The following is a 25196-nucleotide window of genomic DNA, read 5'->3' on the forward strand; positions in this document are numbered from 1 at the left end:
GGCCCGGCCCGCCCCGCAGGGTCAGCGCTGGAGCTCCTCCAGCGTGGCGTCCAGGTCACCGGCGGCACGCGGAGCCCGGTTGTGCGGCAGCCTGGAGAGCACCGCGGCCATCCCGCACGTGTTGCTGAGCGCCGAGTACACCAGGCCCGTACCGACGCCAGCGGACAGCCAGCGCGCCGCCGGGAAGCGGATCCCCGCCACCAGTCCCGCCACCACCAGCGAGCCCGCCGCGAGCCGGACCTGACGCTCCATGGGCCAGGTGGTGCGCGCGCCATCGGGGCGGTCCAGGCCGCGGCCGTCGCCCTCCCAGGCCGATGTGCCGCCGGTCAGCGTCACGGCCTCGATGTCCGCTCCCGCGAGGATCTCGCAGGCCCGCGTCGACCGGACCCCGGAAGCGCACACCACCAGCAGCGAACCGCGCGCGGAAGCGGACTTGAGCGCGGGCAGCGCGTCGGGGAGCTTGTCGAGCGGGATGTTCAGGGCGCCGGGGACGTGGCCGGCGGCGTACTCGCCAGGGGCCCGCACGTCGATGACGGTGAACTCCTCCAGACGGGCTGCGGCCTGGGCGGGGGAGAGGGATGCGGGGCTGGGCACGGGCGGGTTCCTTTCGTTCGCCGGAGCGGCGGGGCGAGGGGGCGTCCCCTCACCCCGCCCGGACGGGCCGGGCGGCCGTGTCGCGGTGACCGTCACCGGACTCCAGCCTCGCACGCCCGGCGCCGGAGCCGGGAGGCCCGCCGTGGCGACGGTACGTGGGTAGCCTGCAGGTATGACGCCGCAGCGACTCGAACCCATGCCCGCCGACTGGCAGCGCGCCCTGGCCGTGGTCGCCCACCCCGACGACCTGGAGTACGGAGCGGCCGCCGCCGTGGCGGAGTGGACCGACGGCGGCCGTGAGGTCGTCTACCTCCTCGCCAGTCGCGGGGAGGCCGGGATCGACACGCTGTCGCCCGAGGAATGCGCGCCGGTGCGCGAGCGGGAGCAGCGGGCGAGTGCGGCCGTTGTCGGCGTGCGGACGGTGGAGTTCCTGGACCACCGCGACGGCGTGATCGAGTACGGCACCGGCCTGCGCCGCGACATCGCCGCGGCCATCCGCCGTCACCGCCCCGAGCTGGTGGTCACCCTCAACCACCGGGACACCTGGGGCGGGGTCGCCTGGAACACCCCCGACCACCGCGCGGTCGGGCGCGCCGCACTGGACGCCGTCGCCGACGCCGGCAACCGCTGGATCTTCCCGGAACTCGGCGAGCGGGGACTCGACCCGTGGGACGGCGTGCGCTGGACCGCCGTGGCGGGCAGCGACCGGCCCACCCACGCGGTCGACGCGACCGCCGGCCTCGAACGCTCGGTCCGCTCGCTCCTGGAGCACCGCACGTACATCGAGGCGCTGACCCGGGAGGACCCGGAGCGGTACTGCCGGACCTTCCTGGAGGGCATGGCGAGGGAAGCGGCCGAGCGGTTCGGCGGCCGGCCGGCGGTCACGTTCGAGGTCTTCGCCCACTGAGGCCCGGCCGTCGACGAGTTCGGCCGGTTGACAAACCGGCTTGCCGATTCTGCAATGGCCGCATGAAGGAACACGACCGGGACGACCCGGAACTGGAGTCCGTCCTCTCCGGCGTCGGCCCCCGCCTGCGCCGACTGCGCAAGGACCGCGGGGTCACCCTCGCCGCCCTCTCCGCCGCCACGGGCATATCCGTCTCCACGCTCTCCCGGCTGGAGTCCGGCGGCCGTCGCCCCAGCCTGGAGCTGATGCTGCCGATAGCCCGCGCCCACGAGGTGCCGCTCGACGACCTCGTGGGCGCCGCACCGGTCGGCGATCCGCGGGTGCGGGCCAAGCCGATCGTGCAGCACGGCCGGACCATGCTGCCGCTCACCGCCCGGCCCGGTGGCCTCCAGGCGTACAAGCTGATTCAGGAGCCCGGCGGCGGTCCGCCGGAACAGCGCACGCACGAGGGGTACGAGTGGCTGTTCGTGCTCTCCGGGAAGCTGCGGCTGCTGCTGGCAGAACACGATCTGGTGCTGGAGCCGGGCGAGGCCGCCGAGTTCGACACCCGGCTGCCGCACTGGTTCGGCCCGGCCGAGGACGAGAAGGTGGAGTTCCTCAGCCTGTTCGGGCCGCAGGGTGAGCGCATGCACGTGAGGGCGAAGCCGAAGCGCGTCTGACGCCCGGGGGGCGGGGCCGAGGTGTTCCCAGATCGGCAAGCGACCGCTTAGTATGCGGCGCAGCAGTGGTAATGCCGACCGCGGCAGCGGTTGATGCCGACAGTGTTGTGGAGGCCCCTCATGCAGGCATGGCGAGTACACCGGAACGGCGAGCCGGGCGAGGTGATGCGGCTGGAGGAGACGGACCGGCCCACGCCCGGCGACGGGCAGGTGCTCGTCGAGGTCCGCGCGGCGAACGTCAACTTCCCCGACGCCCTGCTCTGCCGGGGCCAGTACCAGGTGCGGCCGCCGCTGCCGTTCACCCCGGGCGTCGAGGTGTGCGGCACCACCGAGGACGGGCGGCGGGTCCTCGCCACCCCCGCCCTGCCCCACGGCGGCTTCGCCGACCACGTGGTCGCGGACGAGGCGGCCCTGCTGCCCGCCCCCGACGCGCTGGACGACGCCGAAGCGGCCGCCCTGCACATCGGCTACCAGACAGGCTGGTTCGGTCTGCATCGCCGCGCACGCCTCCAGCCCGGCGAGACCCTCCTCGTCCACGCGGCGGCCGGGGGCGTCGGCAGCGCCGCCGTCCAGCTCGGCAGGGCGGCGGGCGCGAAGGTCATCGGCGTCGTCGGCGGCCCGGAGAAGGCGGCGGTCGCCCGCGAGCTCGGCTGCGACCTGGTCATCGACCGGCGGAGTGAGGACATCGTCGCCGCCGTGAAGGAAGCCACCGGCGGGCGCGGAGCGGACGTCGTCTACGACCCGGTCGGCGGCGACGCGTACGCCAAGTCCGCCAAGTGCGTCGCCTTCGAGGGGCGCATCCTCGTCGTCGGCTTCGCCAGCGGCGTCATCCCCACCCCGGGCCTCAACCACGCCCTGGTGAAGAACTACTCCGTCCTCGGACTGCACTGGGGCCTGTACAACACCAAGGACCCGGCCGCCGTCCGCGCCTGCCACGACGAGCTGACCGGGCTGGCCCAGCAGGGTGTCGTCAAACCCCTGGTCAGTGAGCGTGTCGCGATGGCCGGGGCGGCCGACGCCGTCCAGCGCGTCGCCGACGGCACCAGCACCGGCCGCATCGTCGTCCTGCCCGGAGGCGCCCGATGAGCCCCGCGGTCGACGCCGCCGAGGTCCGCCGCCGCACCCGCGAGCTGCTCGCGGCGCACCCGCCCGCCACCACCGCCCGCACCGACTTCCTGGGGGCCCGCTTCGACGCCGGTCTCGCCTGGGTCCACTACCCGGTGGGCCTCGGCGGACTCGACGCGCCCCGCTCCCTCCAGCAGGCCGTCGACGCCGAACTCGCCGCCGCCGACGCGCCCGACAACGACCCGCGCCGCATCGGCATCGGCCTGGGCATGGCCGCGCCCACCATCCTCGAATTCGGCACCGACGAGCAGAAGCGGCGATTCCTCCGCCCGCTGTGGGTGGGGGAGGAGGTCTGGTGCCAGCTGTTCAGCGAACCCGGCGCCGGATCCGACCTCGCGGCGCTGGCCACCCGGGCCGTCAGGGACGGGACCGGCGACTGGATCGTCGACGGGCAGAAGGTCTGGACGTCCAGCGCCCACCTGGCCCGCTGGGCGATCCTCATCGCCCGCACCGACCCGGACCTGCCCAAGCACCGCGGCATCAGCTACTTCATCTGCGACATGACCGACCCCGGCGTCGAGGTCCGGCCCCTGCGACAGATCACCGGCGAGGCAGAGTTCAACGAGGTCTTCCTCACCGGCGTACGCATCCCCGACAGCCACCGCCTGGGTCCCGTCGGCGAGGGCTGGAAGGTCGCCCAGACCACCCTGATGAACGAGCGCGTCTCCATCGGCGGCTCCCGCATCCCCCGCGAGGGCGGCATGATCGGCCCGGTCGCCCGGACCTGGCGCGAGCGTCCCGAGCTGCGCACCCCCGACACCCACCAGCGCCTGCTGACCCTCTGGGTGGAGGCCGAGGTCGCCCGGCTCACCGGCGAGCGGCTGCGTCAGCAGCTCGTCGCCGGACAACCCGGACCCGAGGGCTCGGGCATGAAGCTCGCCTTCGCCCGGCTCAACCAGGAGATCAGCGGCCTGGAAGTCGAACTGCTCGGCGACGAGGGCCTGCTGTACGGCGACTGGACCATGAGCCGCCCGGAGCTGGTCGACTTCACCGGACGGGACGCCGGCTACCGCTATCTGCGCTCCAAGGGCAACTCCATCGAGGGCGGCACCAGCGAGGTCCTGCTGAACATCGTGGCCGAGCGCGTCCTCGGCCTGCCCGCAGAACCCCGCAACGACAAGGACGTCGCCTGGAAGGACCTGAGCCGATGACCGCGCCCGCCCAGCCCCCCGCCACCCCCGACCTGCTCTACTCCAGGGACGAGGAGGACCTGCGTTCCGCCGTGCGCGCCCTCCTCGCCGACCGGGCCGACGCGCCGAAGGTGATCGCGGCGACCGAGTCCGACACGCCGTACGACCCGCGACTGTGGTCCTCGCTGGCCACCGGCATCGGCGCGGCGGGCCTCCTCGTGCCCGAGAGCCTCGGCGGCCTGGGCGCGTCCCACCGCGAGGCCGCCGTGGTCCTGGAGGAGCTCGGCCGGGCCGTGGCCCCCGCCCCGTATCTGACCAGTTCCGTCGTGGCCACCGAGACCCTGCTCGCGCTGGACGTCGAGGGCGGTCCGGTCGCCGCGCTCCTGGGCGAGCTGGCCTCCGGCGCCCGGACGGCCGTGCTCGCCGTGCCCTTCGCGACGCCGCCCGCCGGGGCGGGGGCGGTGCTCACCGCACTGGACGGGACGGTACGCGGCGTCGCGGACGCGGCGGTGGCCGATGTGCTGCTGGTGCCGACCGCCGAGGGCCTGTACGCCGTCGGGACGGCCGACCCCGGCGTCGCCGTACAGCCGCTCGTCCCGCTCGACCTGACCCGGCCCCTGGCCGCGGTCACCCTGACCGGGGCCGCCGGGACCCTGCTGGCCGACGGGGACACGAGCGCCACCGCCGTACGGCGCGGACTGCTCGCCGGAGCCGGACTGCTCGCCTCCGAACAGCTCGGCCTCGCGGAGTGGTGTCTGACCGAGACCGTCCGCTACACCCGGGAACGCCACCAGTTCAACCGGCCCGTGGGCTCGTTCCAGTCGCTCAAGCACCGGATGGCGCAGCTCTGGCTGAAGGTCGTCTCGGCCCGCGCCGCCGCCCGCAACGCCGCCGACGCGCTGGCCACCGGGAGCCCCGACGCCCCGCTCGCGGTCGCCGTGGCCCAGGCGTACTGCTCCGGCGTCGCGGTCCACGCCGCCGAGGAGTGCGTCCAGCTGCACGGGGGGATCGGCATGACCTGGGAACACCCCGCGCACCTGTATTTGAAGCGCGCCAAGGCCGACTCGATCGCGTACGGCACGGCGGGCCGTCATCGTCGGGCCGTCGCGGAGCTGGCGGAGCTTCCGGCTCCGTAGGGGACGTTCTCGCGGGCATCGGCCCTGGTACATCCGTCTCGCTTGTCGAGGCGGGCTGTACCAGGGTCTTTTACGTGCTGTTTAATTGCACACTGTTCGCAATAACAGTCGATCTTGAACAGGGATGTGCAGACTATGACGGCCCGATCGATACGGGTGGCGGTCGCCACCGCGCTGGTGACCACCCTGTCCCTGACCGCCGCGGCCTGCTCGAACCCGGACGGCGCCGGGAGCGGATCCGGATCGGCGTCCACCTCGGCCGTCGTCGGCATCGCCTACGAACCCGACAGCCTGAGCCCGCTGCTCGGCTACGGCAAGGACGGCAACTCCAAGATCTTCGACGGGCTGCTCGCCCTGGACGCGGACATGAAGCTCCGCCCCGCCCTCGCCGCCGAACTCCCCGAAGTCAGCGCCGACGGCCTGACGTACACGTACAAGCTGCGCCAGGGCGTGAAGTTCAGCGACGGGAAGCCGTTCGGAGCCAAGGACGTCGTCTTCACCTATCGCACCATTCTCGACGAGAAGACCAACAACGCCTCCCGCACCGAGCTGGACGCCGTCAAGGACGTCACGGCGAAGGGCGACGACACGGTCGTCTTCACGCTGAAGTACCCCTACGCGCCGTTCGCCCAGCGCACCGTCCTGCCCATCGCCCCCCAGCACATCGCGGGCGAGCAGGACGTCAACACCGGGGCCTTCACCACCCGCCCCATCGGCACCGGGCCCTACGTCCTCACCAAGTGGTCCAAGGGCGAGAAGATCAGCTTCACCGCCAACCCCCACTACTGGGGCGGCGAGCCCGAGGTGAAGAAGTTCACCATGGCGATCATCAAGGACGACGACGTGCGCGCCACCCGGCTGCGCTCCGGCGACCTCGACGGCGCGATCCTGCCGCCCAACCTCGCCAAGGGCTTCGCGGACGACAAGAGGAAGAAGACGTACGCGGCCACCACCTACGACTACCGCACGGTGACCCTCCCGACCCACAACAAGGTCACCGGCGACACCGCCGTGCGCCGCGCCCTCGACATCGCCGTCGACCGCGAGGCCATGGTCGACGCCATCCTCAACGGCGACGGCAAGCCCGCCTACGGGCCCGTCCCCACCGACAGCGAGTGGTTCACCCCGGGCACCGAGCGCCCCCATGACCTCGCCGCAGCCAAGAAGATCCTGGACGAGGCCGGATGGAAGCCCGGCAAGGACGGCGTCCGGGTCAAGGACGGCGTCCGCGCCGCCTTCCCGCTCTGGTACCTCACCGGCGACAAGCTCCGCCAGGAGCACGCCCTCGCCTACGCCTCCGACGCCAAGAAGGCCGGAATCGCCATCACCGCCGAGGCCGGCAGCTGGGAGGTCATCGAGCCCCGGATGAAGCACGACGCCGTGCTCGCGGGCGGCGGCTCTCCCGCCGACCCCGACTTCGACCAGTACACCCTGCTGAAGTCCTCCCTCGCGGGCGACGGCTTCACCAACATGGCCTGGTACGACAACAAGGCCGTCGACGCCGCGATCGAGGCGGGCCGCCGGAGCGGCGACAAGGCCGAGCGCAAGAAGGCCTACGACACCGTCCAGCGCGAGCTGGTGAAGAACCCGGGCTACACCTTCCTCACCCACATCGACCACATCTACGTCGTCGACGACCGCTTCGGCCCCCTCACCACCCAGGTCGAGCCGCACGACCACGGGCTGGCCTCCGGCCCCTGGTGGAACGTCGAGAAGTGGTCCACCGAGGGTTCCGGGGGCTCGAAGAAGTGAGCCGACGCCTCCCCTGGGGGCCGATGGCGCGGATGGCGGGCCGACGTGTCCTGTTCGCCGTTCCCGTCCTCGGCGTCGTCACCTTCGGCGTCTTCGCCGTCGCCGCCGCGTCCCCCTTCGACCCGGTCAAGGCCTACGCGGGCACCGCCGGGCTCACCGCGTCGCAGGAGAACCTCGACCAGCTGCGGGCCAACCTCGGCGTCGACCAGCCGCTCGTCGCCCGCTGGTGGGACTGGCTGACCTCGGCGCTCCGGGGCGACCTCGGCGACTCCAGCCTCATGCGCCAGCCGGTCGCCGACGTCATCGCGGAGCGCATGGGCTGGTCCGTCCTGCTCGCCGCCACCGCCTTCCTCGTCGCGATCCTGCTCGGCACCGGCCTCGGCGTCCTCGCCGCCCGCAGACCCGGCGGCTGGCTCGACCGGTGCGTCAGCTCCGCCGCGTACACCCTGGAGGCCGCCCCCGCCTTCTGGCTCGGGCTGCTCGCCATCTGGTTCTTCGCCCTCAAGCTGGATGTCCTCCCGGCCGGCGGACTCACCGACGCCGCCAGCGACGTCGTCACGTTCGGCCAGGTCGCCTCCCACCTGGTGCTGCCCGCCGCCGTCCTCGGCGTCTCCCAGCTGCCGTGGTTCTTCCTCTACGTACGCCAGGGCGTCGCCGACGCCCTGGCCGAGGACCCGGTACGCGGCGCCCGCGCCCGGGGGCTGAGCGAGCGCACCGTGCTCCTCGGTCACGCCCTGCGCTCCGGGATGCTGCCGATGCTCACCCTGATCGGCTCCCGCGTCCCCGAACTCATCACCGGCGCGCTGCTCGTGGAGACGGTGTTCAGCTGGCCCGGCATCGCCGCCGCCACGGTGGAGGCCGCCACCTCGGTGGACTTCTCCCTGCTCGCAGCCCTCACGGTGCTCGCCACCGCCGCCGTCCTGCTCGGCAACCTGCTCTCCGACCTCCTCTACGGACTCGCCGACCCCCGGGTGGCCTTCGATGGCTGAGACCACGCTCGCCCTCCCCGGCCGCACCTCGCGCCGCGTCCGGATCGTCACCTCGGCGACGATCGTCGTCGCCGTCCTGCTCGCCGTCCTCGTCGTCCCGCCGCTGGCCCAGCTCGACCAGCAGGCCGTCGACCTGGCCAACAAGCTCCAACCGCCGTCCCTCGCCCACCCGTTCGGCACCGACGACGTCGGCCGCGACCTCCTGCTGCGCTGCGTCTACGGCCTTCGCGTATCGCTGCTCGTCGGCCTGGTCGCGGCCCTCACCGCCACCGTCATCGGCACCGCGATCGGCGCGCTCGCCGGGGCGTTCGGCGGCTGGACGGACCGGGTCGTGATGCGGATCGTCGACGCGCTGTCCTCCGTACCGCACCTGCTGCTCGGCATCTTCATCGTCGCGATGTTCCGACCCGGAGTCTGGCCGGTGATCATCTCGGTCGCCCTGACGCACTGGCTGTCCACCGCCCGGATCGTCCGCTCCGAGGTGCTCTCGCTGCGCTCGCGCCCCTTCATCGACGCGGCCGTCTCCGGTGGCGCCTCCCGCACCCGGGTCATCGTGCGTCACCTGCTGCCCGGTGTGCTCCCGCAGGCCGGTCTTGCGGCGGTGCTGATGGTGCCGCACGCGATGTGGCACGAGTCCGCGCTGTCCTTCCTCGGGCTCGGGCTCCCGGCCCATCAGGCGAGCCTCGGCAACCTCGTCCAGTCCGCGCGCGGATCCCTGCTCGCGGGGGACTGGTGGCCCACCCTCTTCCCGGGCCTCTTCCTGATCATCCCGACCCTCGCGCTCGCGGGACTCGCGAGCGCCTGGCGCGACCGGATCAACCCGCGCCGGAAATCGGAGCTGATGCTGTGACCGACGACCGTGAGAACACCGGTGTGCCCGTCCTCGACGTGCAGAACCTCTCCGTCCGCTTCCGGATGCGCGGCGGGCGGGACATCGCGGCCGTCACCGACGCCCGCTTCTCCGTCGCTCCGGGGGAGTGCCTGGCCCTGGTCGGCGAGAGCGGCTGCGGCAAGTCGGTCCTGGCCTCCGCCCTGCTCGGACTGCTGCCCGCCAACGCGGCGACCACCGGCAGCGCGGTGCTCGGCGGGGACACGGACCTGCTGGCCTCCGACGAGCGCACCCTCGCCCGCACCGTACGGGGACGGCGCATCGGACTCGTACCGCAGAGCCCCGCCGCCCATCTCACCCCCGTGCGCACCGTCCGGGCCCAACTGGAGGAGAGCCTGCGCGAGCTGACCGGTGCGCGGGGGAGCGAACTACCGAAGGCCGCCGTGGCGGCAGCGGACCGCGCTTCCTTCCCCGAGGGCCACCTCGACCGCTACCCGCACGAACTCTCCGGCGGCCTCGCCCAGCGCGCCGCGACCGCCCTCGCCCTGATCGGCGACGCCCCGCTGCTGCTCGCCGACGAACCGACCACCGGACTCGACCGGGACCTCGTCGAGCGGACCGTCGACGAACTGCGCCGCCACACCGACGGGGGCCGGGCGCTGCTGATCATCACCCACGACCTGGCCGCCGCCGAACGCATCGCCGACCGGGTCGCCGTCATGTACGCGGGCCGGATCGTCGAGATCGCTGACGCGGCCCCGTTCTTCGGCGCGCCCGGCCCCCGCCACCCGTACGCCAGAGGCCTGCTGGACGCCCTGCCCGAGCGGAACTTCGCCCCGATCCCCGGGATGCCGCCGGAGCTCGGGGCGCTGCCCGAGGGCTGCGCCTTCGCCGCCCGCTGCGGGTACGCCGACGCCCGCTGCACCGGCGAACGCCCGGCCTTCGCGTCGGACCTGGCCTGCCACCACGCGCCGACCGGCCGGACGCACCCCCTCAAGGAGGCCGCCGATGCTTGAGCTGACCCGGATCACCGCCGGATACGACCGCCGCGACCCCGTCGTCCGCGAGGTCTCCCTGCGCGTCGCGGCGGGCGAGGCGGTCGGGCTGCTGGGTCCCAGCGGCTGCGGCAAGTCCACCCTGGCCAAGGTCGCCGCCCTCCTGCACCGCCCGGACTCCGGAACCATGACCCTGGACGGCACAGTGATACGCGGCTGGCGGCACCGGGCCCCGCGCGAGCAGCGCACGGCCGTCGGCGTCGTCTTCCAGCAGCCCCGGCTCTCCGCCGATCCCCGGCTCAGCCTGCGCGAACTGATCGCCCAGCCGCTGCGGTCCACCGGGCGCCGTCGGGACGTCCCCGAGCGGGTGGCGGAACTGGCCCCGCTCGTCGGTCTCTCCGAGGAGCTGCTGGAGCGCCGCCCGCACGCGGTGAGCGACGGCCAGCTCCAGCGGGCCTGTCTGGCACGGGCCCTGGTGCTGGAGCCCCGGCTGCTCATCTGCGACGAGATGACCGCGATGCTCGACGCCTCCACGACGGCCGCCCTGGTCGCCGTGGTCGAGCGCTACCGCTCCGAGTCCGGGGCGGCCCTGCTCGCGGTCGGCCATGACCGGGTGCTGCTGGAGCGCTGGTGCGACCGTACGGTCCGCTGGGGCGAGCGGACCGCCGGAAGCGAGCGCGTGGCGGTCGGCTGAGCAGCACACGCGTACGGCCGAGCGGTTGACGCCCACGGCCGAGCGCCTCGCGCACACGAGGAACGGCGAACAGCGGATGCGGCCCGGCCGACCGGCCGGCGACGGTCCGGCCAACTCTTGGCAGGTACCTGCCCAGCAGGAGGGGCGCGACTCCATACTCGACGCGACCGTCCACCCCGCCCGTCCGCCGCTCAGGGAGTCCCCATGGCCCACCCCACCCGCCGCCGCGCGCTCACGGTCGCCCTCGCCACCGCTGCCGCGGCCGTCGCCGCCCCCACCGCGACGGCGATCGCCGCACCCGTCCGCCCACGCGGTCCGCGCCCGTTGCGCCACGCCCACGCGCACAACGACTACCTGCACCCCCGGCCGCTGCACGACGCGCTCGCCCACGGGTTCACCAGCGTCGAGGCGGACGTCTTCCTCGTCGGCGGCGACCTGCTCGTGGCCCACGAGCCCGCCACGCTCGACCCCACCCGCACCCTCGCCTCGCTCTACCTGGACCCGCTCGCCGACCTGGTCCGCGCGGGGCACGGCAGGGTCCACCCGCACCACCGCGCCCCGGTGCAGCTCCTCATCGACATCAAGGCCGACGGCGCCGCCGCCTACCGCGAACTGGACCGGCAACTGCGTCGCCACCACCGGATCCTCACCCGCTACAGCCACGGCCGCGTCCACCCCGGCGCGGTCACCCCGGTGATCTCCGGCGACCGCGCCGCCCGCCTCCCCATGGAGGCGCAGCGCACCCGGTACGCGTTCTACGACGGCCGCCTCGACGACCTCGGCACCCCGGCCCCCGCCTCGTTCGCCCCGCTCATCAGCGCCAACTGGACCCAGACCTTCGGCTGGCTCGGCGCGGGCCCCTTCCCCCGGGCCGAGCGCGACCGGCTCCGCGTCCTCGTCGCCACCGCCCACCGGGAAGGCCGCCGCATCCGCTTCTGGGCCACCCCCGACCTGCCCGGACCCGAACGTGAGGCCGTCTGGGCCGAACTGCTCGCCGCCGGGGTCGACCACCTCAACACCGACGACCTGGCCGGACTCGAACGATTCCTCCGCGCTCGCGGGTACGGCGTCCCGACCCCGTAACGCCTCCCGGCCGGAACGTACCCGTTCGGCGGACGCGCCAGTGCGCCGAACAGCTCCTCCGCTGCGCCACACTGGCGGCCGAATGCCGCAAATCCGGCGCGGCGGAGGAGGTTTGGCCATGGCTGTTTCGATCTCGGTGGTCCTGCTCATGCTGATCCTGGCAGTGATCTTCCTGCGCAACGGCGGGCTGAAGATCTCCCACGCACTGGTCTGTGTCCTGCTGGGCTTCTTCCTGGCCGGTACGAGCATGGCGCCGACCATCCACGACAGCGTCGGGGCCACCGCCGACCTGGTCAGCGGCCTCCACCCCTGACCCCGGGCCCCACCCCCTGGACGCGGACCCCCGCACGGTCCGGGCCCGGCCCGGACCGTCGGCCGGTCCCCGCCCGGCCCGGACATCCCGCACAATGGGCAGATGTCTTTTCCGCCCTCCGGCCGGCACGCGGGCGCCGCCCACCACGAATACTGCAACACCGGCCTGTGCTGCCGGTGCCAGATGCGGACCTGGACGACGAAGGCGGGCAACGAGCGGCTCTGCGGGCCGTGCGCGGCCTGCTGCCACGAGTGCGGCCGGGCGCCCGCGCCCCATCTGGACGGGCTCGACGGCGGGCTGTGCGCCGAGTGCCGCGGACTGTGCGGCCGCTGCCACGCCCCCAAGCGCCCCGACGGGTCCTGCGCCTGCGACCGCTGGCGGGAGAACGCCCGGAGCAACCCGCCCGGCTACGTCCTCCAGGCCCTGCCGCCCCAGCTCCTCCAGGCGCTCGGCGGCCGGCTGCCCAGCACCGTGCACGACCTGATCCACCAGGAACTCGCCGTCCGCAGCTCCGGCCTCCTGCGCGAACGCATCGAACGGCGCTGGAACCTGCGCTGGGCCCACGCGCTGGGTGAGAAGGACGAGGACGGCCGACGCCGGTGGAGCGCCCAGGACATCGCCGAACAGCTCCTGCGGCCCGGATCGTGCACCGACCCGCAGTGCGAGGACGGCTACCTCCTCACCACCGACGCTCCGTGCACCCGCTGCCGGCAGCCGCTGCACCGCTTCGTCACCTCGGTCGCCGACCACACGGCGACCCCGGAGCACGCACGTTCCACGGCGGCCGGAATCCGCCGGGCGATGCTGGAGAACCGCTCGCGCCCGAAGCGCCCGCCGCGCTGAACGACACCGCCTGCCGGCCGGACGGCGGTTCCCCGCATCGGCGTCTGGGGTGCGGAACGCACCGGCCGGACAACGCATCGGCGCGCTGCCGTCGGCCACCGCCCGACCGATGGAACATCAACGGGCCGTGGTCCGTCCGCGGCCGCCGCGGGAGACCGGCCGCGGGCGGTGTCGGCTCGACGGCGGGCGATTTCGGGTCACACTCCACGGACCTGCCCCTTCCCGGCCGCGGTGAGGCCGCGACAACCGGACGCAAGTCCACTCGACCGGACGTTGCGACCGGGCTGCACGCCCTATGCTCGCGCCCATGGAGCAACGGGAAGTCGTGAAGCGCGTGATCGGCATCCTCACAGAGGCGCGCGAAATGCAGCGTCTGCTGGAGGCGGACCTCGAACGGGAAGACCTGGACGCGGGAGCGGGCGCCGTCACCGCCCTGCTGAACGAGACGATGCCCCACATCGCCATCCCCGACGACTTCTCCGTCGAGGAGGTGGTCACCGTCGTCGGGCGCGAGGTCGGCGGTGCGGTCGAACAGCTCGTGAGCGCATTCACCCTCGCGTTCACGATGCTGGCCCAGGTCCACGACTCCGGGCAGACCGACGTGTCGTCGGCGGACGTCCTCCAGGACCTCGCGCTGCGGGTCGAGGGCGGCGGACCGGACGAGGACGAGGACCCTCTGCTGTAGCGGCCCGCGTTCTGCCGCGCGGGTATGCATAGTGGAGGGAGAAGCGCGTATCTCCCTCGCGGCATGGAGGCAGCTGTGGGTAAGGGCACCGACATCGCCCGCGCCAAGGCGCGGAGGCTCAAAGGCATGATCAAGGAATCGGACGGCATCGCCCTCGAGAACGAGTGGCTGAAGGCCCAGGGCAGGAAGGAACAGGCCGAGGCCCGCCGCGACGAGGCCCTGGCACGCGCGGCGCGGGCGGCCTCCGACCGCTGAGAGAGGCGAAGGCGCCCGTGGCCGTCGTGCACGGCACGGGCGCCTTCGCGAGCGAGCCCGCACGGCCCGGGCCTTCCCGCCGCGCGCGAATGCTGCGGCCCCTCCCGCTACCTGCGGACGCTGGGGCCCCTCCCGCTACCCGCGGACGCTGTGGCCCTCCGGCTGCCCGCGAACGCTCCGGGCCTTCCCGCCGTCCGCGAACGCTCGGGCGCGGGGTTCACTTCCGCGCCCGGGCGGCCTCTCGGACCCTCTCGACGACCTCCCGGTCCAGTGCCGCCCTGACCAGCGCCGCGGCGAACGCGGCCCGGTCCCGGCCGCGTGCCGCCTCCGCCAGCGCGCCGCTGGAGGTGGGCAGACCGAGCCGCTCGGCGCCCTGGAGACCCTTCGCACCGACCAGGAAACCGGTCTCCGGCCAGAGGTCCTGCACCTCGCGCAGGAAGATGTCGGCCCCGGCCGGTCCGATCCCCCGGACACGCCGGAGCTCCCTCCGCAACGCCTCGCCGTCGCCGTCCGCCTCCGCGCGCAGTCGGCGCAGGTCGCCCTTCCAGACGTCGAGGACGAGGTGCGCTCCCTCCCCGAGCTGGGTGGCGGTCCGCTCGTCGTAGCGGCGGTAGCCGCCCTCGCCCAACGCGTCCACGCGCCGCTGCCAGCTCGCGTCGGCCATCCGGCGTGGGGTGCGCAAACCGTCCGCGAACAACGCCCGCGCGGCCGCCACGGCCACCGACGCCCGGATCCGGGCGCTCAGCAGATGACTGAGCACCAGCAGCTGGTAGAGCGGCTGCGGAGTGTCACGCAGCCGGATGCCCGCCTCCGCCGCATACGTCCGCCCGTACGCCTCCAGCAGCGCGTCGGTGATCCGGCGCGCCGACGCGGACACCTCGCGGCTCATCCGTAACCGAAGATCCGGGCGAGGAAGAATCCGGCGACCACCAGCGCACCGACCACGATCAGGGTGATCCAGACGCCGGGGTGCTCCCACAGCCCTCCGTCCGCACGCTCTTCGTGGGCCTCCCCGATGGAACCCTCGGCCGGCGGTGTCTCTCCTGGGGGATTCAGTAGAACAGCCATGCCCCCAGGGTCTCTCCCTCCGGGCCCCCGCGCACGCCGTCGGGGGTTCCGCGCCCGGTTGCGGGGCCGTACGGCGGGGCCCTCTCCGGTGGGGCTGAGCTGGTGGAGCCTCGGCCTCACGATCTTCACCTCACTGCCGATCGGGCGGTTGGTCCGGGTCAACGAGTTCGTGCCCGAGGTGGCGATCAGCGCGATGCTGGTCCTCGGCGTCTCCCAGGTCGCCGACACCGCGTGGGACCGGGTGTGGGAGACCCTGATGGCCGCCCGGATGTGCACGATGCCGCGCGGCATGGGCGAGGAGGTCGTGGGGAACAACCCCGTGCCCAGGGCCGCCGCCCGGCTCCACGAGGCCCGGAGGCTCGACCACGACCTCGTGGAGGTCGACGCCTCCCTGCGGCAGGCGGAGGAAAGTCTCACCCTCAACCCCAGGGTGAGACAAGGGCTGCTCCACCGGGTCGTCCTGCGCACCGCACGCCTCGGCGAGGAGCTGGACCGCCGTTCGGCTCAGGCGCACGCGCGTCACCCCATAACGCGCGCACTCCTGCGGCGGCTGGGCCGGCAGCCTCCTGAACCGCCGCGGTCGGAGCGACACCCCGGTCCGGGCGCGTGCCCGGCCGCGCGGGATGCGGAGGTGGCCGGTCGCTGGTTCGCTGGGGGCAGAGGTCCCCAGCGTCCAAGGAGTGGTGATGAGCGGTTCGGACGAACCCGCCGACCTGGCTCGGCAGATGCGTGAGAAGGCCCAGCAGCTCGCGGAGGCCGCGGAGCGCGCGAGCGACCCGCACGAGCGCGAGCGGCTGGAGAAGAAGTCCCGGACCATCCGGGACCGGAGCGAGCAGCAGAGCGCCATGGAGGCCGGGGACATCTACCCCGAGAAGTAGCCCGGCCGACGTCTGCCCGCCACCCCGGAGGCTCTGCAGCCCTCGGGGCGGGCGGGCGGACGCGCGTGCGGACCCGGGCGGGCGCGTGTACCGGCCGCACGGCTCAGCCGGCCCACTCCAGGAGCCGTTCCGCGCTCCAGGTCGTCACCACCCGGTCGGCCGGCACCCCGCACTCCTCGGCCCGGGCGCACCCCGACCGCTGCCAGTCGAGCTGCCCCGGGGCGTGCGCGTCCGTGTCGATCGCGAACAGCGCCCCCGCCGCGACGGCCGCGCGCAGCAGCCTCCGGGGCGGGTCCTGCCGCTCGGGACGGCAGTTGATCTCGACCGCCGTCCCCGCACCGGCGCAGGCCGCGAAGACCCGGTCCGCGTCGAACCGCGACTCCGGACGGCCGCGCCCGGCCAGCAGGCGTCCCGTGCAGTGGCCGAGCACATGCGCCCGCGGATGGCGGACCGCCGCCTCCAGGCGCCGGGTCATCGGCTCCGGGTCCATCCGCAGCTTGGAGTGGACGGAGACCACCACCACGTCGAGCGCCTCCAGCAGCTCGGGCTCCTGGTCGAGCGAGCCGTCCGGGAGGATGTCGCACTCGATCCCCGTCAGCAGCCGGAACGGGGCCCACTCCTCGTTGAGCCGTGCCACCACCGCGAGCTGCTCCCGCAGCCGCTCCGGCGACAGGCCGCGCGCCACCGTCAGCCGGGGCGAGTGGTCGGTGAGGACGGCCCACGCGTGTCCCAGCTCCGCGGCGGTCCGGCCCATCTCCTCGATCGGGCTGCCCCCGTCCGACCAGTCCGAGTGCAGGTGGCAGTCGCCCGTCAGCCGGGCGTACAACTCCTCGCCCCCCTTGACGGGCGGCTCAACGGCGGCTTCCTTCTCCAGCCGGTCCAGATACCCGGGCGTCTCCCCGGCCAGCGCCTCGCGGATCACCTCCGCGGTCCGGGGCCCGATTCCGGCGACCCGCTCCAGGGAGCCCGCGGCCACCCGCTCCGCCGCCTCCCCAGCGGCCATCGCGTCCACGGCGGCCGCGGCCGTACGGAAGGCCTTCACCCGATAGGTGGCGGCCTGCGAGCGTTCCAGCAGGAAGGCGATCCGCCGCAGGGCGGTGACGGGGTCCATCGGCACCTCCACCAGGAGCGTCCGCGGTCCGCCGGCAGGCCGCCCGCCCCACCAGGATGGGCGCATCCGGCCCCGGGCGCATCCGGCCCCGGGCACCTCCGCGCCGTGGCCACACCTCTCAGGAGGCGGGCTCCCCGGTGTCCGGCACGGGCACCCAGCGGCCGGTGTCCGTGTCGTAGTCGAGTACGGGGCGCCCCCGCACCCCGGTCGTACGGAACGGCAGCCCACCGTCGTCGACGCGCACCGTGCCGGACCGGCCGCCGCTGCTCCAGGTCAGCTCCGCGAACCAGTCGCAGTCGCAGGAGACCGTGCGACCCGTGATCAGGAGGACCTCGGGATCGGTGACGGAGACGCTGTACGGGAAGGTGACCGCCTCGATGGGCTCGCCCGAGTCGTTGCCCGCGACCGAGCGGGCGGCGGGCCGGGGCATGTCGAGATCCACGTCGAACATCCTCGGAGTGAGGGACCCGCCGCAGCCGGAGCTCATCCGGTAGACCCGGCCCTCCGGCGGCGAACGGCGCTCGACCACCCGGATCCGCAGGGCCTCCAGCACCACGGCCCGCTCGTCCCGGCCCTGCAACGTGATCCGGACACCGGCCTCACCCGCGTGCACACCGCCGAGCGCTCCGGCCCAGGACTTCGCGTCCGCCTCCACCGGGGGCGGCGGAACGGCGGCCGGCGCCCGGTCGACGAGGTAGGAGTGGTCGCAGCCGTTCTTCCAGACATGGTCGTCCGCGGTCCAGGTGAACGGCGCCCGCCCGGCCTGCGGCCCCGGCGAACCCCCGGACGGCCGGGGGAGCGTCTCCTCGCGCGGTCCCACGCCGGGCGGCACGGCCGGCCGTGCGCCACCGGACGGCGTTCCGCGCGGGGTCCCGCCCGGCGTGCCGTGCGGCTCTCCGGGCGTGGGGGAGCCGGAACCGGAAGGCAAGGGCTCCGGGCTCTCCACCGGAGGCCCGCCCGGCCGCTGGGCCGACGACGGGCGCCGGTCCGGACCCGGGAGCGCCGTCCCTCCGAAAGCCGCGACCAGGGCCAGAACGAGGACGGCGGCGGCGAGGGCCCCGAGCCCCTGCCCGTACCGGCGTGCTCGACGCGACCGGAATTCCGGTCCCCGGGGAGACCCGCTCGCGAGCGTGGCCACCTCCCCGGCCGGGGCGTACACCGGCACGTCCTGCGCCGACACGTCCTCTGCCGGCACGACCTCCACCGGCATGTCCTCCACCGGTACGACCCCTACCGGTACGTCCTCCACCGCCACGGCTTCCGCGGGCTCCGCTTTCTCCGCGGCCTCCGCCGCCGCCTGCCGATCGAGGCGTTCGCGGTCCGCCACGATCCACAGGCGGTGCAGCGCCTCCCGCTCCCCGGCCGACGCGCCGCACAGGCGGGCCAGCCGCTCCACGGGAGCGAACTCCGCGGGCACCGTCCGCCCCGTGCAGTACCGGTGCAGCGTCGAGCCGCTGACCCCGATGCGGCGGGCCAGCGACGCGTACGTCCGGCCCGACCGCTCCCGCAGCGCGCTCAGCTGCTCCGCCAGCACCGCCCGTGCGGCCCCCTCGGCGTCACCCGACACGCTCGACCTCCCCCGCAGCCGTTCCAGGGCGTTCCAGCCCTCCGAGAACACCCACGTCACCAGGGGTGGGACGGTTCCAGCCCGGCGGGAAGCCGTGTCGCGCTTGTCCGGACCGGGGCGGAGGCCGACGCTGGTGCTCGTTCCCGTACCGCAGCCGTACGGCCCGTCGAGCGGGCTCCGTACACCTCGGCGCGACGGCGTACGACCATCCGACCGCACCACCCGAAACGGGGAAACCTCACCATGCGCACCCTTCGCACCGCACTTCTGACCGCCGCGGCCGCGGGCCTGGCCGTCGCCGCCCTGGCCCAGGCGCCCGCCGCCGCGGCGCCGGCCCTCGCTCCCGCCCCGCCGAAATTCCTGAGCGCGGGCCAGCTGCCCGCCTCCCTGACCCCCTGGACTGCCGGACCCGTACGCCAGGGAGTGCCCGCGGAGGGATCCGGATGCACCGCCGGCCTCGTCCCGGCGGCCGGCACCCGTCACCGGGACTTCCGCACCGAACTGGACACCGGCGCCCGCCAGACGGTCACGGTCGCCGCCAGCACCGCTCGCGCCAAGGCGCTCGCCGCCGAACTCCGGAGCGCGCTGGAGACCTGCCTCGACCGGCTGAAGGAGCAGAACCCCGGCCTGGAGGGGGAGGCGTTCTACCACGGGCGTGTCGACGTCGAGGAGGGTGCGCACGTCTACAGCATCGACACCTCGTACCCGGAGGTCGGCTCCACCGACATCGGGCTCTACTCCGTGGGCCGCGACGGCAGGGCCGTGACCGTCGTCGAGTGGGGACAGCTGGGCGACCTCGACGGCGCACCGCTGGAGGGCTTCAGGAAGACGACGCGCACCGCCGTCGCCAAGCTGTACTGAGGCCGCGCCCCGCGACCGGTCGCCGGGGGGCGGCCGGTCGCCGGAGGTGCGGGGCACCCCGCCCCGGGAGCATGCTGGCTGTGTGACCCGGCACGAAACGACCCGGCATCCCCCGCCCGCCGGAAACGGGGCCGCGGCCGGGGGGCACGAGTGCGGCCGAGTGCCCGACGAGCTGTCCCTCGTCCTCGCGCAGGCCCTCGTCGGCGCCGTCGAATCGAGCGACGCCTTCGCGGGCGGGATCTACCTCCGCGGCCGGACGCCCGGACTTCTGCGGCTCGCGGTGCTCGCCGGACTGCCGGGCCCGCTGTTCCGGCCCTGGTGGCGGGTGCAGGTGAACCGGCCCTTCCCGGTGTCCGAGGTCTACCGCACGGGGCGCCCCGTGCTGCTCGCCGACGCCGAGGAGTCGATGCGCCGGTTCCCGCAGCTGATGGCCGGGCTGCCGTTCCCGTTCGGGTCGTTGTGGGTGCCGATCACCGGGCCCCGGGGGAGTGTGGGCGTGCTGGCGGTCCTGCGGGCCTCCACCCCGGGGCAGCCCGTCGACCCCGCCGACGGCGACCGGCTGCACCGCCTGGGCCACCGGCTCGGCGGCGCGCTCACCGATCTGGAGCAGCGGGGCGTGGACTGCGTATGGGAGACCGAACCGGCCCCCGTGCGACTGCCCGCCGCCACGCCCCCGGTGCGGGTCGGCCGCTTCGACTGGGACCTGCACTCCGGGCAGGTCGCCGCCGACGACGAACTCTGCGCGATCCTCGGCTTCGAGCCCGCCGCCTTCCCGGGCACCGTCGACGCGCTCGCCGGACGACTGGTCCCGGAGGACGCGTACGGACTGTGGGCGCTGGCCCGTCGGACGGTGGAACCGGCCGGGCCGGCCGGGCCGGCCGTCCGCCGGATGCGGCTGCGTGGCCCCGACGGCCGGTCCCATCTGCTGGAGCTGTCCGGCCGCCGTACGCACCCGGACGGCGATGGGTCCCCCGGCCGTCTGAGCGGCTTCCTGGTCGACCTCGGCGCGGGGCCCGTCGTGCCGGAGGCCGCCGACCGGCTGCCCTGCGGCGTCCTCTCCCTCGACAGGCTGGGCCGCATCACCTACGCGAACGGCCTCGCCGAGGAACTGCTCGGCCACCCCGGGGCGGAGCTCGTGGGCCATGTCGTGTGGCAGGCCCTGCCGTGGTTCGGGCACGAGGCCTACGAGGACCACTACCGGGCCGCCCTGATGGCCGACGAACCCGTCCACTTCCGCGCCCGGCGCCCGCCCTCGCGCTGGCTGTCGGTGTCCCTGTACCCGGGCCGCGACGGGGTGACCGTCGTCCTCCGGGCGACCGACCGGCCCGCCTACGCCCCCGGCTCCGTCACCACGCCCGGCCTGGGCATCGGCTCGACCGCCGACCGCTCCTCGGCGCTGTACCGGCCGGTGGCCCTCGCCATCGCGCTGACCGAGGCGGTCACGGCCCGTCAGGTCTCCGCGGTGGTCACGGAGGAGCTGCTGCCGGCGTTCGGCGGCCGTCAGCTCGCCATCTACCTGCTGAACGAGCGCCATCTCCACCTGGCCTGGGAGACGGGCTTCCCGAAGGGCTTCCTCGACCGCTTCGACGGAGTCGGGCTCGACGTCAGCATTCCCGGGGTGGAGACCCTGACCACGGGCCGTCCGATCTTCTTCGAGTCCATGCAGCGCCTGGCCGAGGCCTATCCGGGCATCCCGATCGACGCGGATGTCGGCGCGCGCGCGTTTCTGCCGCTGATCGCCTCGGGGCGGCCCGTCGGTTCCTGCATCCTCGGCTTCGACCGGCCCCGCGGCTTCAGTCCCGAGGAGCGTACGGTCCTGACGGCGCTGGCCGGACTCATCGCCCAGGCCCTGCAGCGCGCCCAGCGCTACGACAGCGAGTCGGCCCTCGCCCGCGGGCTCCAGGACGCCCTGCTGCCGAGCCGGCTGCCCGAGGTGGACGGGGTGGACACCCTGGGGCGCTATCTCTCCGGCACGCAGGGCATGGACGTCGGCGGCGACTGGTACGACGTCATCGAGACCGGCCAGGAACTCGCCCTGATCATCGGCGACGTACAGGGCCACGGCGTCTCCGCCGCCGCGACCATGGGCCAACTGCGCAGCGCGGTGAGGGCGTTCGCACTGAGCAGCCGTGATCCCCAGGAGGTGATGAGCGGGACCAACCGGCTGCTCATCGACCTCGACCCGGGCCAGTTCGCGAGCTGCTGCTACATCGTCCTGGACCCGGTGACCGGAGTGGCCCGCGCCGTGCGGGCGGGGCATCCGCAGCCCGTGCTCCGTCGGCCGGACGGCCGGACGGAGGTGCTGGACCTGCCCGGCGGCATCGTGCTCGGGATCGATGAGGAGGCGTCCTACCCGGTCACCGAGTTGCGGCTCGAACCGGGGGCGATGCTCGCCCTGTTCACGGACGGGCTGATCGAGCGCCCCGGGACGGACATCGACGAGGGGATCGAGCGGCTGCGCGCCACCGTCGAACGGATCGGCGCGGTCCCCCTGGCCGAGACGGCCGACCAGGTCATCGGAGAGGCCCGGGCTGCCATCGACCGCCCCGACGACATCGCGCTCCTGCTCGCCGCCCGGTGGGCCGGGACCCCGGCGGTCCGGCGGCCCCGGGCGGGCCGGGCGCCCGGACCCGACCTGTGGCGCACGTTCGGGAGGCCGGATCCGGGGCGCACGGCGGGCGCCCCGGATCCGGCCTCCTGACGCGTGTCGCGGAAGGCGTCCTGTTTCCGTCAGGCGTCGGCGGCGCGTTCGGCCGGGACGAAGGCGCCGGAGGCCTCCAGCATGCCCTCGCGCTCCACGACCTTGACCCGCTCACGGCCCTGGGCCGCGCCCAGCGCCTGCTCGTGGGCGTCCAGCTTGTGCCAGCCCTCCCAGGTCGTGTAGCGGACCCCACGCTCCTCCAGGAAGGCGTCGACGGCCTCCGGCGCGGGCGTGGCCGGCTCGGCCAGACGGCCGGCGGCACGGTCCTCCAGCACGCAGGCGACCGTCTCGTTGGCATCGCCCTTGGTGTGTCCGATCAGACCGATCGGGCCGCGCTTGATCCAGCCCGTGACGTAGACCGAGGTCATGTGCTCGTCACCGGCGATGACGCGGCCCGCCTCGTGCGGCACGGTGCCGGAGGCCACGTCGAAGGGAAGCTTGGGCAGCTCCTCCGAGTAGTAGCCGACGGCGCGGTAGACGCTCTGCACGTCCCAGTCGGTGAACCGACCGGTGCCCCGGACGTTGCCGGTGCCGTCCAGCTCGGTGCGCTCGGTGCGCAGCGCCACGACCTTGCCGTCGTCGCCGAGGATCTCGACGGGGGACTCGAAGAAGTGCAGGTACAGCTTGTGCGGGCGGTCGCCGACGTCGCGGATCGCCCAGTTCTCCAGGGTCTGCGCGACCATGTTGGCCTGCTTGTTCTCCCGGCGGGTCGCGATGGAGCCCTCGTCGTACTCGATGTCCTCGGGGTTGACGATGACCTCGATGTTGGGGGAGTGGTCCAGCTCCCGCAGCTCCATCGGGCTGAACTTGGCCTGCGCGGGGCCGCGCCGCCCGAACACGTGCACCTCCAGCGCCTTGTTCTCCTTGAGGCCCTGGTACACGTTGTCCGGGATCTCGGTGGGCAGCAGCTCGTCCGCCGTCTTGGCCAGGACGCGGGCCACGTCCAGCGCCACGTTCCCGACGCCGAGCACGGCGACCTTCTCCGCGGTGAGCGGCCAGGTGCGCGGGACCTCGGGGTGCCCGTCGTACCAGGAGACGAACTCGGCCGCGCCGTAGGAGCCGTCCAGCTGGATGCCGGGAACGTCGAGCGCCCGGTCGGCCTCGGCGCCGGTGGAGAAGATCACCGCGTCGTAGAACGACCGCAGGTCGTCCAGGCCGATGTCGTGCGGGTAGCTGACATTTCCGAAGAGCCGGATCTGGGGCTTGTCCAGCACCTGGTGCAGGGCCTTGACGATGCCCTTGATCCGCGGGTGGTCGGGGGCCACCCCGTAGCGGATCAGGCCGAAGGGCGCGGGCATGCGCTCGAAGAGGTCGATGGAGACCCCCGGGTCCTGGCAGACCTCGGATTTGAGCAGCGCGTCCGCAGCGTAGATACCGGCGGGGCCGGCTCCGACAATGGCGACGCGGACGGGGCGTGTCATGGCGTGGTGATCCTTCGGGGCGGGCGAACGCGGGCAGGTACAGCGTACGTCGGAGGTAAGGGTTGGCTTACTAGTCTCCACCGCACACCGTAAGCGATCGCCTCGCGGGCCCCTCGACCGGCCCCGCCTAGAGTGCCCGATTAATCCGTTTTGCTATACCGATATGGTCGATTTGCTTCTTTTGCCTTCATGTTTCCCAAAGGGCTTGTTGGGCCTCTTTGAGGCATTTGCTTGACCCGGTTTTCACCGCCACCGCGAGGGAGTGGTGAGCGTCACGTCCGAGGGGGCGGACGGGGAAGCGGAGGTGTCGGTTCCCTTCCGTGCGAAGAAAGTTGACGCCGTGACGGAGTGGCCCGATCCGGTAATTCCATCACTCGATCTTGCGTGAAAAGGGGAATCCGGAATGCGGGGCTTGTTCTGTTCGGCGTTTCTCGCCTACGGTCACCGTCAATCCGGATGGAACGCCGAATCCTGCCGCCGTCCGGGAATCCGAAACCCACTCACGTACGGCAGGAGCGGGGGACCCAGGTAAGTCGCCGATCCGTCACCGGAACGGCTTGGGGTGAAGCCGCACGAGCGTGCGGCCAGACATCTCCCGTCTGAACCCGACAGCTCACCTCGCAGGCGCCGGAGAGGAAATCCCCCATGCCCGCACAGGGTAAGCACCGTCGTCCCCAGTCCCCCTCGCTGCGCCGCGGCCTGGCCGCCGTGACCACCGGCGGGGCCGTCCTGGCCCTTCCGGTGATCGGCGCCACCAGTGCCTTCGCGGCCCCCGCGCCCGCCGCCGCGCCGCAGCAGGCCGTGGCGTCCGCCCCGGTGTCCGCGCAGGCGAATTCCGTCCTGCGTGCCGCCCCTGCCCAGCATTCCGTGGTGGCCGGTGAAACGCTTTCCAAGATCGCCCGTGAATATTCCGTCAGTGGCGGCTGGGAGAAGCTGTACGAAGGCAACCGGAAGATCGTCGGAGAGAATCCCGACCTTATTCACCCGGGTATCAAGCTGACCCTCGGAATCAAGGCCGAGGCCTCTTCGGGCGACACGGCGGGCAAGGCCGCCAAGGCTTCGCCGTCCGCCGCGCGCGGCGCCGAGGCGGACCGCGCCGACCGTTCGGAGCGCGTCGACGCCGCCCCCGTGGCGAAGGCCGCCCCGGCCGCCGAGAAGGCCGTCACGTACACGAACGACCTCGACGGCTGGATCAAGGAGTCGCTGGCGGTCATGGCCGAACAGGGCATCCCCGGCACCTACGAGGGCATTCACCGCAACATCATGCGCGAGTCCTCGGGCAACCCGGCCGCGATCAACAACTGGGACTCCAACGCGGCCAAGGGCACCCCGTCCAAGGGGCTGCTCCAGGTCATCGACCCGACCTTCCAGGCCTACCACGTGCCCGGCACCTCGACCGACAGTTACGACCCGGTGGCCAACATCACGGCCGCGTGCAACTACGCCGCGGACCGGTACGGCTCGATCGACAACGTCTTCGGCGCCTACTGATCCTCCGTCCCCCGAGGGCCCCGGACCCCAGGTCCGGGGCCCTCGGGCGCGCCAAGAAGTCACCCCCGGGTTTCTCGTGACCCACCGGCAACTACGGCCGGCTGCGTCA

At 73.5% G+C, this 25196-nt stretch carries 25 protein-coding genes, 1 pseudogene and 1 riboswitch; of the genes and pseudogenes, 20 read left to right on the forward strand and 6 right to left on the reverse strand.

Annotated elements, in window-relative coordinates; translation table 11 throughout:
* Positions 1-21: 21 nt before the first annotated feature.
* Complete coding sequence (locus tag PSQ21_RS34440; protein ID WP_274035354.1) at positions 22-594, reverse strand: rhodanese-like domain-containing protein; 573 nt, start codon at positions 592-594, stop codon at positions 22-24.
* A gap of 172 nt (positions 595-766) precedes the next feature.
* Here PSQ21_RS34440 and PSQ21_RS34445 point away from each other — a divergent pair, with 172 nt between their 5' ends.
* The 15 genes from PSQ21_RS34445 (at position 767) to PSQ21_RS34520 (ending at position 13989) form a co-directional block, all read left to right on the forward strand.
* On the forward strand, positions 767-1501 hold the full coding sequence (locus PSQ21_RS34445) for a PIG-L deacetylase family protein (protein ID WP_274035355.1): 735 nt from the start codon (positions 767-769) through the stop codon (positions 1499-1501).
* 62 nt (positions 1502-1563) lie between these two features.
* Positions 1564-2160, forward strand: coding sequence for a helix-turn-helix domain-containing protein (locus PSQ21_RS34450; RefSeq protein ID WP_097867970.1), 597 nt, complete (start codon positions 1564-1566; stop codon positions 2158-2160).
* A 120-nt stretch (positions 2161-2280) separates the two neighbouring features.
* Positions 2281-3246 carry an NADPH:quinone oxidoreductase family protein gene (locus tag PSQ21_RS34455; protein ID WP_274035356.1) on the forward strand — a complete coding sequence of 322 codons (966 nt, stop codon included), beginning with the start codon at positions 2281-2283 and terminating at the stop codon, positions 3244-3246.
* Entirely contained in the window at positions 3243-4436 is a 1194-nt protein-coding gene (locus tag PSQ21_RS34460) for an acyl-CoA dehydrogenase family protein (protein WP_274035357.1), read from the forward strand. Before PSQ21_RS34455 ends, PSQ21_RS34460 begins: the two co-directional genes overlap by 4 nt.
* The gene (locus PSQ21_RS34465) at positions 4433-5551 is read left to right on the forward strand and encodes an acyl-CoA dehydrogenase family protein (RefSeq protein WP_274035358.1); all 1119 of its coding nucleotides are present in this window, start codon (positions 4433-4435) and stop codon (positions 5549-5551) included. The genes PSQ21_RS34460 and PSQ21_RS34465 overlap by 4 nt, the downstream gene beginning before the upstream one ends.
* A 135-nt stretch (positions 5552-5686) precedes the next feature.
* Positions 5687-7303, forward strand: a complete 1617-nt coding sequence (locus tag PSQ21_RS34470; RefSeq protein ID WP_274035359.1) for an ABC transporter substrate-binding protein — start codon at positions 5687-5689, stop codon at positions 7301-7303.
* 23 nt (positions 7304-7326) lie between these two features.
* Positions 7327-8292: an ABC transporter permease gene (locus PSQ21_RS34475; RefSeq protein WP_274036088.1), complete on the forward strand. Its 966-nt coding sequence runs from the start codon at positions 7327-7329 to the stop codon at positions 8290-8292.
* Positions 8285-9142, forward strand: a complete 858-nt coding sequence (locus PSQ21_RS34480; protein WP_274035360.1) for an ABC transporter permease — start codon at positions 8285-8287, stop codon at positions 9140-9142. The genes PSQ21_RS34475 and PSQ21_RS34480 overlap by 8 nt, the downstream gene beginning before the upstream one ends.
* Entirely contained in the window at positions 9139-10137 is a 999-nt protein-coding gene (locus PSQ21_RS34485; protein ID WP_274035362.1) for an ABC transporter ATP-binding protein, read from the forward strand. The genes PSQ21_RS34480 and PSQ21_RS34485 overlap by 4 nt, the downstream gene beginning before the upstream one ends.
* A complete protein-coding gene (locus PSQ21_RS34490; RefSeq protein WP_274035363.1) occupies positions 10130-10810 on the forward strand; it encodes an ABC transporter ATP-binding protein in 681 nt (226 codons plus the stop codon). Before PSQ21_RS34485 ends, PSQ21_RS34490 begins: the two co-directional genes overlap by 8 nt.
* Before the next feature lie 204 nt (positions 10811-11014).
* On the forward strand, positions 11015-11893 hold the full coding sequence (locus PSQ21_RS34495) for a phosphatidylinositol-specific phospholipase C/glycerophosphodiester phosphodiesterase family protein (RefSeq protein WP_274035365.1): 879 nt from the start codon (positions 11015-11017) through the stop codon (positions 11891-11893).
* A 118-nt stretch (positions 11894-12011) separates the two neighbouring features.
* Complete coding sequence (locus PSQ21_RS34500) at positions 12012-12206, forward strand: hypothetical protein (protein ID WP_097871981.1); 195 nt, start codon at positions 12012-12014, stop codon at positions 12204-12206.
* A 102-nt stretch (positions 12207-12308) separates the two neighbouring features.
* Complete coding sequence (locus PSQ21_RS34505) at positions 12309-13049, forward strand: hypothetical protein (RefSeq protein ID WP_274035367.1); 741 nt, start codon at positions 12309-12311, stop codon at positions 13047-13049.
* Between the two features lie 295 nt (positions 13050-13344).
* Positions 13345-13734, forward strand: a complete 390-nt coding sequence (locus tag PSQ21_RS34515; protein WP_030081948.1) for a hypothetical protein — start codon at positions 13345-13347, stop codon at positions 13732-13734.
* A 75-nt stretch (positions 13735-13809) separates the two neighbouring features.
* Entirely contained in the window at positions 13810-13989 is a 180-nt protein-coding gene (locus PSQ21_RS34520; RefSeq protein ID WP_274035368.1) for a hypothetical protein, read from the forward strand.
* Between the two features lie 217 nt (positions 13990-14206).
* Here PSQ21_RS34520 and PSQ21_RS34525 read toward each other — a convergent pair whose 3' ends face one another.
* Positions 14207-14878: an endonuclease gene (locus PSQ21_RS34525; protein WP_274035369.1), complete on the reverse strand. Its 672-nt coding sequence runs from the start codon at positions 14876-14878 to the stop codon at positions 14207-14209.
* Positions 14875-15057, reverse strand: coding sequence for a DUF6480 family protein (locus PSQ21_RS37920; protein WP_397989471.1), 183 nt, complete (start codon positions 15055-15057; stop codon positions 14875-14877). Before PSQ21_RS37920 ends, PSQ21_RS34525 begins: the two co-directional genes overlap by 4 nt.
* Positions 15058-15139: 82 nt before the next feature.
* Between PSQ21_RS37920 and PSQ21_RS34535 the strand changes: the two are divergent.
* A pseudogene (locus tag PSQ21_RS34535) lies at positions 15140-15526 on the forward strand (hypothetical protein); the annotation flags it as partial.
* A 217-nt stretch (positions 15527-15743) separates the two neighbouring features.
* Positions 15744-15935: a DUF6381 family protein gene (locus tag PSQ21_RS34540; protein WP_097872103.1), complete on the forward strand. Its 192-nt coding sequence runs from the start codon at positions 15744-15746 to the stop codon at positions 15933-15935.
* Positions 15936-16038: 103 nt separating this feature from the next.
* Here the strand turns inward: PSQ21_RS34540 and PSQ21_RS34545 are convergent, their stop codons facing one another.
* Together PSQ21_RS34545 and PSQ21_RS34550 are read right to left on the reverse strand one after the other, a co-directional pair.
* Positions 16039-17046, reverse strand: a complete 1008-nt coding sequence (locus PSQ21_RS34545; RefSeq protein WP_274035371.1) for a PHP domain-containing protein — start codon at positions 17044-17046, stop codon at positions 16039-16041.
* Positions 17047-17164: 118 nt separating this feature from the next.
* Complete coding sequence (locus PSQ21_RS34550) at positions 17165-18673, reverse strand: helix-turn-helix domain-containing protein (protein ID WP_274035372.1); 1509 nt, start codon at positions 18671-18673, stop codon at positions 17165-17167.
* Between the two features lie 183 nt (positions 18674-18856).
* Here PSQ21_RS34550 and PSQ21_RS34555 point away from each other — a divergent pair, with 183 nt between their 5' ends.
* Both PSQ21_RS34555 and PSQ21_RS34560 read left to right on the forward strand, forming a co-directional pair.
* The gene (locus PSQ21_RS34555; protein ID WP_274035373.1) at positions 18857-19474 is read left to right on the forward strand and encodes a hypothetical protein; all 618 of its coding nucleotides are present in this window, start codon (positions 18857-18859) and stop codon (positions 19472-19474) included.
* A gap of 160 nt (positions 19475-19634) precedes the next feature.
* Entirely contained in the window at positions 19635-22175 is a 2541-nt protein-coding gene (locus PSQ21_RS34560) for a SpoIIE family protein phosphatase (protein WP_274036090.1), read from the forward strand.
* 29 nt (positions 22176-22204) lie between these two features.
* Here the strand turns inward: PSQ21_RS34560 and PSQ21_RS34565 are convergent, their stop codons facing one another.
* Positions 22205-23596, reverse strand: a complete 1392-nt coding sequence (locus PSQ21_RS34565) for an FAD-dependent oxidoreductase (protein WP_274035374.1) — start codon at positions 23594-23596, stop codon at positions 22205-22207.
* A 483-nt stretch (positions 23597-24079) separates the two neighbouring features.
* Positions 24080-24238, forward strand: a riboswitch (cyclic di-AMP (ydaO/yuaA leader).
* A gap of 3 nt (positions 24239-24241) precedes the next feature.
* Between PSQ21_RS34565 and PSQ21_RS34570 the strand changes: the two genes are divergently transcribed.
* On the forward strand, positions 24242-25087 hold the full coding sequence (locus tag PSQ21_RS34570) for a transglycosylase SLT domain-containing protein (RefSeq protein WP_274035376.1): 846 nt from the start codon (positions 24242-24244) through the stop codon (positions 25085-25087).
* The last annotated feature ends 109 nt before the right edge of the window (positions 25088-25196 follow it).

Source organism: Streptomyces sp. MMBL 11-1 (assembly GCF_028622875.1).
GTDB lineage: Bacteria > Actinomycetota > Actinomycetes > Streptomycetales > Streptomycetaceae > Streptomyces.

What these genes read in the sequence shown, in the direction of transcription:
- PSQ21_RS34470 (WP_274035359.1), top strand. Translation starts at nt 5,687, where the DNA reads ATGACGGCCCGATCGATACGGGTGGCGGTCGCCACCGCGCTGGTGACC.
- PSQ21_RS34500 (WP_097871981.1), top strand. Translation starts at nt 12,012, where the DNA reads ATGGCTGTTTCGATCTCGGTGGTCCTGCTCATGCTGATCCTGGCAGTG.
- PSQ21_RS34490 (WP_274035363.1), top strand. Translation starts at nt 10,130, where the DNA reads ATGCTTGAGCTGACCCGGATCACCGCCGGATACGACCGCCGCGACCCC.
- PSQ21_RS34460 (WP_274035357.1), top strand. Translation starts at nt 3,243, where the DNA reads ATGAGCCCCGCGGTCGACGCCGCCGAGGTCCGCCGCCGCACCCGCGAG.
- PSQ21_RS34565 (WP_274035374.1), bottom strand. Translation starts at nt 23,596, where the DNA reads ATGACACGCCCCGTCCGCGTCGCCATTGTCGGAGCCGGCCCCGCCGGT.
- PSQ21_RS34480 (WP_274035360.1), top strand. Translation starts at nt 8,285, where the DNA reads ATGGCTGAGACCACGCTCGCCCTCCCCGGCCGCACCTCGCGCCGCGTC.
- PSQ21_RS34540 (WP_097872103.1), top strand. Translation starts at nt 15,744, where the DNA reads ATGAGCGGTTCGGACGAACCCGCCGACCTGGCTCGGCAGATGCGTGAG.
- PSQ21_RS34465 (WP_274035358.1), top strand. Translation starts at nt 4,433, where the DNA reads ATGACCGCGCCCGCCCAGCCCCCCGCCACCCCCGACCTGCTCTACTCC.
- PSQ21_RS34515 (WP_030081948.1), top strand. Translation starts at nt 13,345, where the DNA reads ATGCTCGCGCCCATGGAGCAACGGGAAGTCGTGAAGCGCGTGATCGGC.
- PSQ21_RS34475 (WP_274036088.1), top strand. Translation starts at nt 7,327, where the DNA reads ATGGCGCGGATGGCGGGCCGACGTGTCCTGTTCGCCGTTCCCGTCCTC.
- PSQ21_RS34545 (WP_274035371.1), bottom strand. Translation starts at nt 17,046, where the DNA reads ATGGACCCCGTCACCGCCCTGCGGCGGATCGCCTTCCTGCTGGAACGC.
- PSQ21_RS34555 (WP_274035373.1), top strand. Translation starts at nt 18,857, where the DNA reads ATGCGCACCCTTCGCACCGCACTTCTGACCGCCGCGGCCGCGGGCCTG.
- PSQ21_RS34445 (WP_274035355.1), top strand. Translation starts at nt 767, where the DNA reads ATGACGCCGCAGCGACTCGAACCCATGCCCGCCGACTGGCAGCGCGCC.
- PSQ21_RS34450 (WP_097867970.1), top strand. Translation starts at nt 1,564, where the DNA reads ATGAAGGAACACGACCGGGACGACCCGGAACTGGAGTCCGTCCTCTCC.
- PSQ21_RS37920 (WP_397989471.1), bottom strand. Translation starts at nt 15,057, where the DNA reads ATGGCTGTTCTACTGAATCCCCCAGGAGAGACACCGCCGGCCGAGGGT.
- PSQ21_RS34495 (WP_274035365.1), top strand. Translation starts at nt 11,015, where the DNA reads ATGGCCCACCCCACCCGCCGCCGCGCGCTCACGGTCGCCCTCGCCACC.
- PSQ21_RS34570 (WP_274035376.1), top strand. Translation starts at nt 24,242, where the DNA reads ATGCCCGCACAGGGTAAGCACCGTCGTCCCCAGTCCCCCTCGCTGCGC.
- PSQ21_RS34455 (WP_274035356.1), top strand. Translation starts at nt 2,281, where the DNA reads ATGCAGGCATGGCGAGTACACCGGAACGGCGAGCCGGGCGAGGTGATG.
- PSQ21_RS34525 (WP_274035369.1), bottom strand. Translation starts at nt 14,878, where the DNA reads ATGAGCCGCGAGGTGTCCGCGTCGGCGCGCCGGATCACCGACGCGCTG.
- PSQ21_RS34505 (WP_274035367.1), top strand. Translation starts at nt 12,309, where the DNA reads ATGTCTTTTCCGCCCTCCGGCCGGCACGCGGGCGCCGCCCACCACGAA.